This is a genomic window from Flavobacterium sp. FlaQc-49, assembly GCF_044005985.1.
GTDB classification, from domain to species: domain Bacteria; phylum Bacteroidota; class Bacteroidia; order Flavobacteriales; family Flavobacteriaceae; genus Flavobacterium; species Flavobacterium cupriresistens.
The window spans coordinates 46171-59098 of the sequence record NZ_JBIPCS010000001.1 but is presented as its reverse complement, the minus strand read 5'-3'; the positions used below and the strand labels follow the sequence as shown (position 1 = coordinate 59098).

Genomic DNA, 12928 nt, shown 5'->3' with positions numbered 1-12928 from the left:
CTAATTTTGCGGTATGATTCGAATAACTGTAATTGGTTCGGGAAATGTCGCCCAGCATTTAATAAAGGCTTTTACTAAAAGTGACCTTGTTGAGATTGTGCAGGTATTTTCCAGAAAAAAAGAAGCGTTGTCTTCTCTAATTGGTTTTGAAAAAATTGTAAGTGCTTTAGAAGACTTAAAAGAAGCCGATTTGTATATCATTGCGGTTTCGGATAAAGCTATTTCGGAAGTTTCTAAACAATTGCCGTTTCAAAACCGAATTGTCGTTCATACTTCAGGAACCGCTTCACTTGCTGTTTTAGATGTAAAGAACAGAAATGGTGTTTTTTATCCGCTTCAAACCTTTTCTAAAACCAAAGAGGTTGATTTTTCAACCGTTCCGATCTGTTTGGAAGCAGAAAACCCTTATGATTATCGCGTTTTAGAGACGGTAGCCAAGAGTATTTCAACTGCGGTTTACCCAATTAATTCGGAACAGCGAAAAGCGCTCCACGTTTCGGCCGTTTTTGTCAATAATTTCACCAATCATTTGTATCAAATCGGACAGGAAATTTGTGAAGAACACCAAGTCCCTTTTGCAATCTTAAAACCTTTAATTCAGGAAACTGCCGAGAAAATAAAAACATTAAACCCTGTTGATGCTCAAACGGGGCCTGCAAAACGCAACGATTCGACCACAATTGAAGCTCATTTAGCGTATTTGACCAACGAAAAACAAAAAAATATCTATACTATATTAACACAATCTATACAGAATAATGACAAGAAATTATAAAGAAATAATGAATGACATCAACACCTTTGTTTTTGATGTTGATGGTGTACTTACAGACAGTTCGGTTTTTGTAACCAATGAAGGAGAAATGCTTCGCACAATGAATATTCGTGATGGTTACGCCATGAAAGCGGCAGTAGAAAGCGGCTATAATGTTTGCATTATTTCGGGAGGAAGCAATGAAGGCGTTCGTATTCGTTTGCGTAATTTAGGAATTAATGATATCTATTTAGGAACGCCTGATAAAGTAGCAACGTTCAAAGAATATACGGATATGCACAACATCAAACCGGAAAATGTATTGTATATGGGGGATGATATTCCGGATTTTCATGTGATGCAATTGGTGGGATTACCTACTTCTCCACAGGATGCAAGCCCTGAGATCAAAAATATTTGTCGTTATATCTCTCATGTAAAAGGCGGTAAAGGTGCTGCACGTGATGTTATCGAGCAAGTAATGAAAGTTCAAGGGAAATGGATGGAGCATTTTAGTGGGAAACATGATTAGTTTTCAGTCTCAGTTTTTAGTCTCAGTTTTTAATCACAGATTATAGTCTCAGTTACAATTTACATTAAAAAAAATGAAATTCCTCAAGCTCATTCGATATCAGAACCTACTTATGCTTGCTTTTATGCAGCTTTTATTTCGGTATGCATTTTTAGAACAGCAGGATATCCCGCTGGCTTTGGCCGACTGGCAATACGGATTATTGGTTTTAAGCACCGTTTTAATTGCAGCGGCGGGTTATGTAATCAATAATATTTTTGATGTTGCTACAGACACCATTAATAAGCCCAATGATGTTGTGGTGGGTAAAGGGATAACGGAGACAGCTGCTTATAACATTTACATTGCCCTTACTATTAGTGGTGTTGCCATAGGTTTTTATTTATCTAATGTTATAATGAGGCCTACTTTTGCTACGATTTTTATTCTGATCGCTTCACTGCTCTATTTTTATGCAACGTCCCTAAAACAAATCATGATTTTAGGCAATTTGATTGTAGCCTTGTTGTTAGCTTTTAGTGTAGTAATTATTGGTGTTTTCGATATTTTTCCGGCTACAAATACGGATAATCAGGCACAAATGGCAAGTTTGTTTTCTATCTTAATCGATTATGCTTTATTTGCTTTTATGATTAATTTTATTCGTGAAATAATCAAGGATATCGAAGATGTAAACGGCGATTACAATCAGGGAATGAATACGTTGCCAATCGCTATTGGAAGCACTAGAACGGCAAAAATTGCTTTAGGGCTAGCTGTTATTCCATTTATTTTATTGGTACTTTATATCAATAAATATTTTATAGAAAACAATCTTTTTATCGTTACTTTTTATGCTTTTGCGTTTGTTTTAGCACCTCTCTTGTATTTTATTGTCAAAATAGTCGGAGCAAAATCGCAAAAGGACTTTCATCATTTAAGTACCGTTTTAAAACTGATTTTGCTTTTTGGAATTTTATCAATTATAGTCATTGCCGTAAATATTAAATACAATGCTTAAAGAAAAACTTAAAAAATACACGCTGATTCTGGCTTCAGGATCTCCAAGAAGGCAGCAATTTTTCAAAGATCTGGATTTAGACTTTGAAATTAGATTAAAGGACGTAGAAGAAATCTATCCTCCCGAATTAAAAGCCGTTGAAATAACGGATTATTTAGCAGTACTAAAAGCAAATGCTTTTGAGGGTGAACTCCAACCGAATGAAATTTTAGTGACCAGCGATACTATTGTCTGGCATCAGAACAAAGCATTAGGAAAACCTAAAGATGCAGCAGAAGCCTTTGAAATGATAAAATCAATGTCAAACGACACACATGAAGTTTTTACTTCGGTTTGTTTTAAGACCAACACTGCTTCTACTGTAATAAATGATGTTACCAAAGTTACTTTCAAAGATTTGTCTGACGAAGCTATTTTGTATTATATCGCCAATTACAAACCTTATGACAAGGCTGGTGCTTACGGTATCCAGGAATGGTTTGGTTTTATGGCCGTTGTTAAGGTTGAAGGTTCTTATACCAATGTAATGGGACTTCCAACTGCTAAAGTTTATGAATATTTGAGTACTTTAGATTAAAAAATAAGTTTATGTTTACTTTTAAAGAGTATAGCCAAGAAATTATAACGACGGGAATTCTCCTTTTTACACTGATTAGTTTAAGAATGATTATTGCCAAATTAATCCGTCGTTATGCCAGTTCCAGTCAATTATTAGAGCATCGGACAAATTTGGTGATCAAATACATTCATTTGTTAATGAATATATTAGTAATCATCAGCCTGATTGTAATTTGGGGTGTTGATACGAAGGACATTTTTATCACTGTATCTTCAATTGCTACTGTAATTGGTGTTGCAATGTTTGCGCAATGGTCTATACTGAGCAATATTACTTCAGGGATGATTTTGTTCTTTTCATTCCCTTTTAGAATTGGTGACACTATAAAAATTCACGATAAAGATTTCCCGATCGAAGCCGAAATTGAGGATATTAGTGCCTTCCATGTGAATTTAAAAACCAAAGAGGGCGAGAAAATTATTTTCCCAAACAACTTACTACTACAAAAAGGAATTTCAATCATGCCGGTTCATTACGAAGAGAAAGAGTTTTTTGATTAATTAAAATTCCCTGCTCTCTTATCTCTAAAAATTAAAAGATTTGTTAAAGCATCATTTTGAATAGCCTCCTGCTTTAGCTAAATATCATTGAGTTAAGCTATTTTTTTACGCAGATTCCGCAGATTTTGCGGATTTTTTATTTAATACTACTTAAATCTGCGTGGCACTTTTTTAACCCTCTTTCCTCATCTCTGAATTATAATAATTTAAATTTCTAGTAAAAATTAAACTATTTGCAAAAGCATTATTTTGAATAGCCTCCTGCTTTAGCTGGAGGAATGCAATTAGTTCAAGATTTAAGGGCTTTAGCCGAATTATACCCCGATTCTTTCGACTAAAGCTAATATACCTCTCAACCATTTACCTCTATCTGAAACACAATAACATTACGTTAAGGATTATCAAAAAAGTCTCACGCAGATTTTAACGGATTAAAATAAAAAAATCCGCAAAATCTGCGTGAAAAACATCTTAACTTAATCACATAATAATTGAATGGGAATTTTATAATCTAAAGAAGAAAAGCTAAAACAATAGTATTAGAATAAAGTATAATATTTGTTAAGCAAACTTTTTAGTTTTATTTAAATCTCAAAAAAATGACGGAACCTGTACAATTGCCATTTTATGCTAAACTTCCCCTTATAATGGTAAGTCTGCTGTCTTTTGCCTTTATTTTTTGTATTGGAAAAGATGTAATTACTCCTGTATTAATGGCATTTCTGTTTTCAGTACTGTTACTTCCGGTATTTACACTTTTAAACACCAAATTCAAATTTCCAAGATATCTCGCTGCATTACTTTGTGTATTGCTTTTTGCTTTATTTGTTGCCGGAATTTTCATTTTCATTTCTTATGAAGTCACGGATATGGCAAATGATTTCGAGACGATCAAAAAGAACGCAAGTGCATTTATTACTGACATTCATAAATTTATAAAAGACAATTTTAATGTTAGCATTGGGGAGCAGAAAAAATACATTACGAATGTGACGAAAGACTCTGTTGCCAATGGAAATGCAACTTTAGGTTCTGCCATAATCTCACTAAGTGATCTCCTTTTAGATTGTACCATTATACCGATTTACACTTTCTTATTTTTACTGTATAAAGATCATTTTATACTCTTTCTGGCCAAACTAATCGACAGAGACAATCATTCCGTATTAAAGGATATCTTGACTCAGATAAAAGTTTCGATCAATAATTATATCGTAAGTTTAATTTTAGAAATGATCGTTGTTTCTGTTTTAACCAGCTTAGGTCTTTGGATTATTGGTGTAAAATATTTTATACTACTAGGACTAATAACCGGCCTCTTAAATCTTATCCCCTATATTGGGATCACAGCTGCAGGAATAATAACGATTCTGGCCTCACTTACCGGCTCAGCAGAAACATCGATAATACTGGGTATTTTAATTGTGAATCTTATTGTTCAGTTAATTGATAATAATGTACTAGTGCCTTTAATTATCAATTCTAAGGTAGAAATTAATGCCTTTGTCTCTATCATGGGGATTATAGTGGGAGGCGCGGCAGCCGGAATTTCAGGCATGTTTCTGGCAATACCGCTTTTAGCGATTTTAAAAATTATTTTTGACAGAATCGAATCGCTGGAACCCTGGGGGTATTTAATGGGCAATCACATGCCAAAAAGGTTTATTTGGAGAATTAAAAAAGCAAAGATTGAAAACTAAATTATAATCGATACAAAATATGAATAATATTTAGCTTATATTTCCTTTAAAAATCATCTTAAGCTATCAAATAGATCTGAATGTTTCGAAAAATAAAAATAGTTATTGTCTTACTCCTTTGTTTTAACCTGCAAAGCCTCTGTGCGCAGGATACGAAACAAAAAAAAGACAGTACCGAAATATATACCAAAATTCGAAACTATTCTAAAAAAAACAAATTTACCAAAACGTTACACAAACTCTTTTTCAGAACCAGCAAACCCCGAAAAAAAGAAACGGAACCGGTAGAAAAAGACACCACTGATTACAATGGTAAAATCATTCGAAAAATAACAATTGTTACTTTAGATCCCTTTGGACATTCTGTTTCAGACACCACTGCTATGCCTCGAAATTGGGGAGAAAGAACCGGTAACAGGCTTCATTTAAAAACAAAAAAAATAGCCATTTACAATTTATTGCTATTAAAAAGGAATGCACCTTATGATTCTTATAAAATGCAGGAATCGGAACGTATCATACGATCGCAACGGTATGTAACTGCTGTGAAAATTTCAAACAAATTAGCCGGCAAAGCATCAGATTCTATCGATGTTACCATCCGCGTTTTAGATTCGTGGAGTACTATTCCGAGATTTTCAATTTCGAGCAGTCGGGTTGGTATCGGATTAAAAGAAAAGGACTTCTTCGGAACGGGACAGCAATTAGATTACAAGTTCACAAATCGTTTTGCCGATGGTGCAGATGGGCATGATGGAACCTATACTATACCTAATATTGCACGCACTTTTGTCAGCACTGTACTGAAATACAATATAGACTTTGACAATAACTATAACAAAAGCATTGATATGGAACGTGCTTTCTATTCCCCTTTAACCAAATGGGCTGGCGGTGTTTACTTAGGTGAAAGTTATAAAAAAGACAGTTTGCAGGGGCCGGATCTAAAATTTGCTTTTCAGCCCTTTAAATACCGTTTTCAGGATTTTTGGGTCGGAAATGCTTCAAAAGTTTTTGAAGATGAACATCATGGAATAACCAATCTGATTGTCTCTACACGTTTCCTTAATATCGATTACAAAGAAAGTCCAACTATTGAATACGACTCTATTAATTTTTATTCAAATGAAAAACTCTTTTTAGGCGGAATTGGATTTAACACCCGAAAATTCGTTAAGGACAGTTATATCTTTAGAAATGGACGGACAGAAGACATTCCTATCGGGCGAATTTATGGTATCACCTTCGGTTATCAATACAAAAACACCATTTGGCGCCCTTATCTGGGTGCTCAATTTTCTTTTGGTAATTATTACAGATTAGGTTTTTTAAGTATGAATTTTGAGGCCGGTACTTACTTTCATCAATCTAAAACCTATCAAACCTCAATATTGCTCGAATCCAACTACTTTACAAAATTATACAGTATTGGTAATTGGAAATTAAGGCAATTTGTTAATCCACAATTGATATTGGGAATCAATCGGGCAGACAGTATGGGAGATCGCTTAAATTTAAACGAACAGAATGGATTAGCAGGCTTCAATGCCCCACTCTACGGAACAAGTAAAATGGTTTTGGCACTGCAAACCCAAACCTATTCTCCTTATGAACTTTTGGGTTTTCGTCTGAATCCGTTTTTTAATTACGCGATAGGTGTTCTCGGAAGCCAGAATGACGCCATGTTTAAGAATAAAGCGTACTCTAAATTGACTATAGGTTTATTGATTAGCAATGACTATTTGGTTTTCAGTTCCTTTCAATTATCACTATCCTACTACCCTACTATCCCGATGCAAGGCGATAATCTATTCAAAACCAACACCTTTGAAACTACTGATTATGGTGGTTTACAGAGTTTTGAACTCGCCAAACCAAGAATTGTAAAGTATAAATAAGCTGCAAGCTCCTATTTTGTATTTTGCTTTGCGTTGAACTTTTTTTTAGATTTTTTTTAAATTCGCAACACTTTAAAAATCAAATACTTTACAAATCATTAACAAAATAATATCGATAAAAAGCATCATTTATCGGTTAAAATGCATTTTGTTTTTATTTTTGGCACAGTATATGAATATTGCCTATTAGAGTTAAAATTAACAAAAAACTAAAAAAATGAAAACAGTTAAAATAGCAATCGCAGGATTATTACTTTTGGTTGCAAACGCCACGCAAGCCCAGGTATCTGTAAATGTTAACATAGGATCTCCACCAGCATGGGGCCCTGCAGGTTATGAACAAACAGAGTACTATTACTTACCCGACATTGAAGCTTATTATGATGTAAGAGCCTCGCAATTTATTTGTTATGGAGGAGGAAGATGGTCCAGAGTAAACCGTTTACCAAGACAATATCGCAACTACGATTTATACGACGGGTATAAAGTAGTATTAACAGATTATCACGGTAGAACTCCTTACACCTACTTTAACAGACACAAAGTAAGATATTATAAAGGATATCACGGAGCGCCACAAAGAAGTTGCAGACCAAGACCGGTTTACGGTTATAATGACAATCACAGAAATCACAAAAACTATGATAAACATTATAAGAAACGTGACAGAGATGATGACGATGACGACGATGATGATGACCACGATCACGATCGCAGACATGATGGCCCTTACCGCCCGGGAAGAAGGTAATTCTTTCCTAAATAAAAAGAGAGTATCAGGATCCTGATACTCTCTTTTTGTCTGTTTTAATAGCAAAAAAATCAACCGTTAACATTTCATTTGCACTATCTTCAATAATATAATTAGTATTTTTGAACTTCTTTCAAAAAACACCTAAACCAACCATGCGAAAAATACAGATACAAATTCTTCTTCTTTTTTTAGTCGGAACTTCCATTTCTTTTGCACAACAACCACAGAAACCAAATGCCGTAGAAATTTACAATCAAATCAAGAAATTAAACTTTCTGGGATCTGTATTGTATCTGGCTGCACATCCTGATGACGAAAACACCCGTCTGATCTCTTATTTCGCTAATGAAATGAATGCCAGAACCGGATATTTGTCTTTAACTCGTGGTGATGGAGGTCAGAATTTAATTGGTCCACAATTGCGTGAATTGTTAGGTGTTATAAGAACTCAGGAATTAATTGAAGCAAGAAAAGTAGATGGTGGAGAGCAATTTTTCTCCAGAGCGAATGACTTTGGCTACTCAAAAAATCCAGAGGAAACTTTGCATATTTGGGACAAAGACAAGGTTTTGGCCGATGTTATCTGGACGATCAGAAAATTCCAGCCGGATGTAATTATCAATCGATTTGATCACCGCACACCCGGTTCAACACATGGGCATCATACTTCGTCTGCTATGTTAAGTGTTGAAAGTTTTAAATTGACCAATGACCCCAAAATATATCCTGAACAACTAAAATATGTGAAGCCTTGGCAGGTAAAACGCCAATACTTTAATACTTCATGGTGGTTTTATGGAAGTCAGGAAAATTTTGAAGCAGCCAATAAATCTAAATTTGCAACCTTAGAAACCGGTGTTTATTATACCGGAATTGGTAAATCAAATCAGGAAATTGCTGCCCTAAGTCGCAGTCGCCATCAATCCCAAGGTTTTGGAAGTACAGGAGTTCGCGGAAATGAAACCGAATATTTAGAACTAATTAACGGAGAAGCTCCCAAAGATCCGAATGTTTTGTTTGAAGGAATTGACACCAGCTGGAATCGCGTTAAAAACGGAAAACCAATCGGTGAACTGATTTCTAAAATTATAACCAACTACAATTTCAGCAACCCGTCGGCAAGCATACCGGATTTGGTAAAAGCGTACACGATGATTGAATCTTTAGAAGATGAGCACTGGAAAAGTGTAAAATCTGCTGCCATAAAAAATATTATTGCGTCTTCTGCCGGTTTATATCTGGAAGCAGCTGCAAGCGAACAGGAAGCTACTCCAGGAAGTATTGTTAAACTAAGTCTTGAAGCGATTAACCGATCTGCTGTAGAAATGGTACTGACAAGTGTAACGACTTTACCGGAACATAAAACTACGGCTCAAAACACGGTTCTAAAAAATAATAACGATCAAAAAATAAGCCTGCAAACTCAGCTACCTTCCACAATCGAGTATACCCAACCGTATTGGCTAAAAGAAAAAGCTTCAGAAGGAATTTATACCGTATCCAATCAGGAAAATATTGGAATTCCTGATATTATAAGAGAAGTAAAAGTTCTTTTTAATGTAAAAATTAATGGTATTGAGATTCCGTTTGAGCGTACTGTTATTTACAAATACAATGACGGCGTAAAAGGTGAAATGTACAATTTTCTGGATATTGTACCTGAAGCAACCACTTCAATCGTAGAAAAAGTGCTGATTTTTAAGGATACCAAAAGCAAATTGGTCCCGGTAAAAGTTCGTGCCGGAAAAGACAACATAAAAGGAAACGTGCAATTAGAATTAGGAAAAGGCTGGTTGATTTCGCCAAACCAAATTTCATTTGCCTTAGAAAAAAAGGGAATGGAACAGACCTTTTATTTTGAAGTGACACCACCCGTTCAACCCGAAGAAGCCATTGCAAAAAGTGTCATTGCTATAGATAAAGAACGTTTTGACAAAAGCATAACGATCATTGATTACAGTCATATAACCAAACAAATGATCCTGAAGTCAGCGGAATCAAAATGCATCCGTATTGACTTAAAAACTTCAGGAGATGCCGTTGGATATATTATGGGAGCGGGTGATGAGGTTCCTGAAAGTCTTACACAAATGGGGTATAAAGTAACTCTTTTGAAACCTGAGGAAATTACACCTGAAAAATTAGATTCTTTTAATACGGTGATTACCGGAGTTCGTGCTTATAATACCGTCAATGCTTTGGCAAACAAGCAAAAAGTACTCTTTGACTTTGTGAAAAGCGGTAAAAATATGATTGTGCAATACAATACGTACGGCAGACTAGTAACCGATCAACTTGCACCATATCCATTGAAAATATCAAATGACCGAGTAACAGAAGAAAACGCAAAAATCACGTTTTTGGCGCCCAATCATCCTGTTTTAAATACACCAAATAAAATCAGTACTAAAGATTTTGAAGGCTGGACACAAGAACAGGGTCTCTATTATCCAGATCAATATGACCCTGCCTTCACTCCTATTTTATCGTCACATGATAAAGGAGAGTCTGCTAAAAATGGAGCCTTATTAGTGGCACCATATGGAAAAGGATATTACATTTACACCGGTTTAAGCTTTTTTAGAGAATTACCTGAGGGTGTTGCGGGAGCATATCGTTTGCTTTCGAATATTATCTCATTGAAACAGCCTATTGAAGCTCCTAAACAGCAATTAAAGCAATAAATTTTCAAAAATGGAAGATAAAAAAACAAAAAAATGGAAAAAAAGCTACACCTACGTTTTGGTGGCCAATGCCATTTACATTCTGATTTTTCTCTTAATCATGCAATTATACTCATAACCTATGCAACTATTTGATTGGATCGTTCTAATTGTTACACTTTTATTTATTGTTGGATACGGCTCTTGGAAAACCAAAGGAAGTAAAAATGTCGAGGATTTTATTCTCGGCAATAATGAAACGCCTTGGTATACCGTCGGACTTTCTGTAATGGCAACTCAGGCAAGCGCCATCACTTTCTTGTCAACACCCGGACAAGCTTATCATGACGGAATGGGTTTTGTACAGTTTTACTTTGGATTACCAATTGCCATGATTGTCATTTGTGTGACTTTTATTCCGCTGTATCATAAAGCAAAAGTTTATACTGCCTACGAATTTCTGGAAAAACGATTCGACCTTAAAACCAGATCTTTAGCCGCAATTCTTTTCCTTGTTCAAAGAGGTTTAGGAACCGGATTGACCATTTACGCACCGGCAATTATCTTATCGGCTCTTTTAGGCTGGAACCTGACCTTTATGAATGTTATCATTGGTGTGCTGGTAATTATTTATACATTTTCCGGAGGTACAAAAGCGGTAAACGTAACTCAAAAACAACAAATGTTCGTCATTATGACCGGAATGTTTATCACCTTTTTCCTCATTTTACATTACCTGCCAAATGACATGACTTTCTCCAGTGCCATGCATATTGCCGGAGCAAATGACAAAATGAATATTGTAGATTTCTCTTTTAATCCTGAAGAAAAATATACGTTCTGGAGCGGGATTACAGGAGGTTTTTTCCTTGCACTTGCTTATTTTGGAACAGATCAGTCTCAGGTGGGGCGTTATCTATCCGGAAAATCAGTTCGCGAAAGTCAGATGGGACTAATAATGAACGGGCTTTTAAAAGTGCCTATGCAATTCTTTATCCTGCTAACTGGAATTATGGTTTTTGTGTTTTTTCAATTTAATCCGGTTCCGTTAAATTTTAATCCAAACAATAAAATTGTAATCGAGAAATCGGCATTCAAAGAAGAATATCATACGTTAGAGAAAAAATTAAACACACTTTCTGAGGATAAAAAAGTAATCAATCTGTTATACATTGATCAGTTGAATCAGGATTATGATAACCCGATTCTGCGAAAAGAGTTGGTTGCTTTATCCAATAAGGAAAAAGACTTACGTGACCGTGCCAAAGAAATCATTTCTAAGGCAGACAGCAACAGTGAAACGAATGATAAAGATTATGTATTTTTTCATTTTATACTTCACTATCTGCCAAAAGGCCTTATTGGATTACTATTAGCCGTAATTCTTTCGGCTGCCATGTCTTCAACCGCTTCCGGATTAAATGCATTGGCTTCAACAACCGCCATTGACATCTACAAACGAAACTTAAAAACCGAAAAATCAGAGAAACATTATCTGAATGCAACCAAATTTTTCACCCTTTTCTGGGGAATTATCGCCATACTTTTTGCCTGTGTAGGAACATTATTTGAAAACCTCATTCAGTTGGTCAATATTATTGGTTCTATTTTTTACGGAACAGTTTTAGGAATCTTTCTGGTTGGTTTTTATTTGCGTCATGTTCAGGCAAAAGCCATGTTTTACAGTGCCATTATCAGTCAGATTACCATTTTTATCATCTATTATTTCATGATTCATATTTACCCGAGTGGTCAGGAAAAATTAGGGTATTTGTGGTTGAACTTTATTGGGGCAATTTTGACAATCGTTTTGGCTTTATTGATGCAATTATTTGTTTTTAAGCGAAATGAGCTTGAATTGAATGAGTTATAAGCTGATACTTATGTTGTCAAAAATTAAACTATTATATCAGAACAGATTATCCATTATTGGTACTTTTACGATACTACTTAGTTTGTATTTTTTTGCACCAACCGTTTTATTACCAAAGAATTTCCTGATGCCGCTTGAAGGAACAGTTAAGTCATCAAACGTTACATCAGGAATTGTTTCAAATGAAAAGAAATCCGGGCGTGAAATTAAAAGCAGGCAAACAACTTTGACTTTTTCATTAAATGAATTTGACAATCAGTTTATTTTATCAGAAGGCTCTTCTAATCCATTGTTTAATGGTTATAATGAATCTGATAAAATAGGGTCTTATTTAGAAAGTTCAAAAAAGGTCGTTGTGTGGATTAAGAAGTGGGATCTAAATAATTTAAATCCCGAAATTTTTCAAATTGACATAGACGGAAAGACAGAATTAAAATTCGAAACGGTCAGATCTAAAAACCAGACTTTATTTCTTTGCCAGTTACTTTTAGGCGTATTTTTTATTTATGCAGGAAATATGATTGAAAAAGCAAGAAAAAAATAAAGAATCATAGGTAGTTTCGTTGTACAATTTGTAGAGAATAGCGAAAGGAAAGTTTAGTTAAACTGAATATAATGTACGGCTCAGACTAGAA

11 protein-coding genes are annotated in these 12928 nt (G+C 34.9%); all 11 read left to right on the top strand.

What is annotated here, in order from left to right; all coding sequences use genetic code 11:
- Positions 1-13: 13 nt before the first annotated feature.
- The 11 genes from ACHRV3_RS00250 (at position 14) to ACHRV3_RS00200 (ending at position 12837) form a co-directional block, all read left to right on the top strand.
- Positions 14-775 carry a Rossmann-like and DUF2520 domain-containing protein gene (locus ACHRV3_RS00250; protein WP_395434083.1) on the top strand — a complete coding sequence of 254 codons (762 nt, stop codon included), beginning with the start codon at positions 14-16 and terminating at the stop codon, positions 773-775.
- On the top strand, positions 759-1286 hold the full coding sequence (locus ACHRV3_RS00245; protein ID WP_395434082.1) for a KdsC family phosphatase: 528 nt from the start codon (positions 759-761) through the stop codon (positions 1284-1286). Before ACHRV3_RS00250 ends, ACHRV3_RS00245 begins: the two co-directional genes overlap by 17 nt.
- Before the next feature lie 73 nt (positions 1287-1359).
- Entirely contained in the window at positions 1360-2286 is a 927-nt protein-coding gene (locus ACHRV3_RS00240; RefSeq protein WP_395434081.1) for a geranylgeranylglycerol-phosphate geranylgeranyltransferase, read from the top strand.
- Entirely contained in the window at positions 2279-2863 is a 585-nt protein-coding gene (locus ACHRV3_RS00235; protein ID WP_395434080.1) for a Maf-like protein, read from the top strand. Before ACHRV3_RS00240 ends, ACHRV3_RS00235 begins: the two co-directional genes overlap by 8 nt.
- A gap of 11 nt (positions 2864-2874) precedes the next feature.
- On the top strand, positions 2875-3405 hold the full coding sequence (locus ACHRV3_RS00230) for a mechanosensitive ion channel domain-containing protein (RefSeq protein WP_047779129.1): 531 nt from the start codon (positions 2875-2877) through the stop codon (positions 3403-3405).
- A gap of 599 nt (positions 3406-4004) precedes the next feature.
- A complete protein-coding gene (locus ACHRV3_RS00225) occupies positions 4005-5105 on the top strand; it encodes an AI-2E family transporter (protein ID WP_395434079.1) in 1101 nt (366 codons plus the stop codon).
- An 80-nt stretch (positions 5106-5185) separates the two neighbouring features.
- A complete protein-coding gene (locus ACHRV3_RS00220) occupies positions 5186-7003 on the top strand; it encodes a hypothetical protein (RefSeq protein ID WP_395434078.1) in 1818 nt (605 codons plus the stop codon).
- A 217-nt stretch (positions 7004-7220) separates the two neighbouring features.
- Entirely contained in the window at positions 7221-7754 is a 534-nt protein-coding gene (locus ACHRV3_RS00215; protein WP_047779132.1) for a hypothetical protein, read from the top strand.
- A 155-nt stretch (positions 7755-7909) separates the two neighbouring features.
- Positions 7910-10441, top strand: coding sequence for a PIG-L family deacetylase (locus tag ACHRV3_RS00210; protein ID WP_395434077.1), 2532 nt, complete (start codon positions 7910-7912; stop codon positions 10439-10441).
- Between the two features lie 121 nt (positions 10442-10562).
- Complete coding sequence (locus ACHRV3_RS00205) at positions 10563-12293, top strand: sodium:solute symporter (RefSeq protein ID WP_395434075.1); 1731 nt, start codon at positions 10563-10565, stop codon at positions 12291-12293.
- 10 nt (positions 12294-12303) lie between these two features.
- Positions 12304-12837 (top strand): hypothetical protein, encoded by a 534-nt coding sequence (locus ACHRV3_RS00200; protein ID WP_395434074.1) that lies wholly within the window; start codon positions 12304-12306, stop codon positions 12835-12837.
- The last annotated feature ends 91 nt before the right edge of the window (positions 12838-12928 follow it).

What these genes read in the sequence shown, in the direction of transcription:
- ACHRV3_RS00250 (WP_395434083.1), top strand. Translation starts at nt 14, where the DNA reads ATGATTCGAATAACTGTAATTGGTTCGGGAAATGTCGCCCAGCATTTA.
- ACHRV3_RS00245 (WP_395434082.1), top strand. Translation starts at nt 759, where the DNA reads ATGACAAGAAATTATAAAGAAATAATGAATGACATCAACACCTTTGTT.
- ACHRV3_RS00240 (WP_395434081.1), top strand. Translation starts at nt 1,360, where the DNA reads ATGAAATTCCTCAAGCTCATTCGATATCAGAACCTACTTATGCTTGCT.
- ACHRV3_RS00235 (WP_395434080.1), top strand. Translation starts at nt 2,279, where the DNA reads ATGCTTAAAGAAAAACTTAAAAAATACACGCTGATTCTGGCTTCAGGA.
- ACHRV3_RS00230 (WP_047779129.1), top strand. Translation starts at nt 2,875, where the DNA reads ATGTTTACTTTTAAAGAGTATAGCCAAGAAATTATAACGACGGGAATT.
- ACHRV3_RS00225 (WP_395434079.1), top strand. Translation starts at nt 4,005, where the DNA reads ATGACGGAACCTGTACAATTGCCATTTTATGCTAAACTTCCCCTTATA.
- ACHRV3_RS00220 (WP_395434078.1), top strand. Translation starts at nt 5,186, where the DNA reads ATGTTTCGAAAAATAAAAATAGTTATTGTCTTACTCCTTTGTTTTAAC.
- ACHRV3_RS00215 (WP_047779132.1), top strand. Translation starts at nt 7,221, where the DNA reads ATGAAAACAGTTAAAATAGCAATCGCAGGATTATTACTTTTGGTTGCA.
- ACHRV3_RS00210 (WP_395434077.1), top strand. Translation starts at nt 7,910, where the DNA reads ATGCGAAAAATACAGATACAAATTCTTCTTCTTTTTTTAGTCGGAACT.
- ACHRV3_RS00205 (WP_395434075.1), top strand. Translation starts at nt 10,563, where the DNA reads ATGCAACTATTTGATTGGATCGTTCTAATTGTTACACTTTTATTTATT.
- ACHRV3_RS00200 (WP_395434074.1), top strand. Translation starts at nt 12,304, where the DNA reads ATGTTGTCAAAAATTAAACTATTATATCAGAACAGATTATCCATTATT.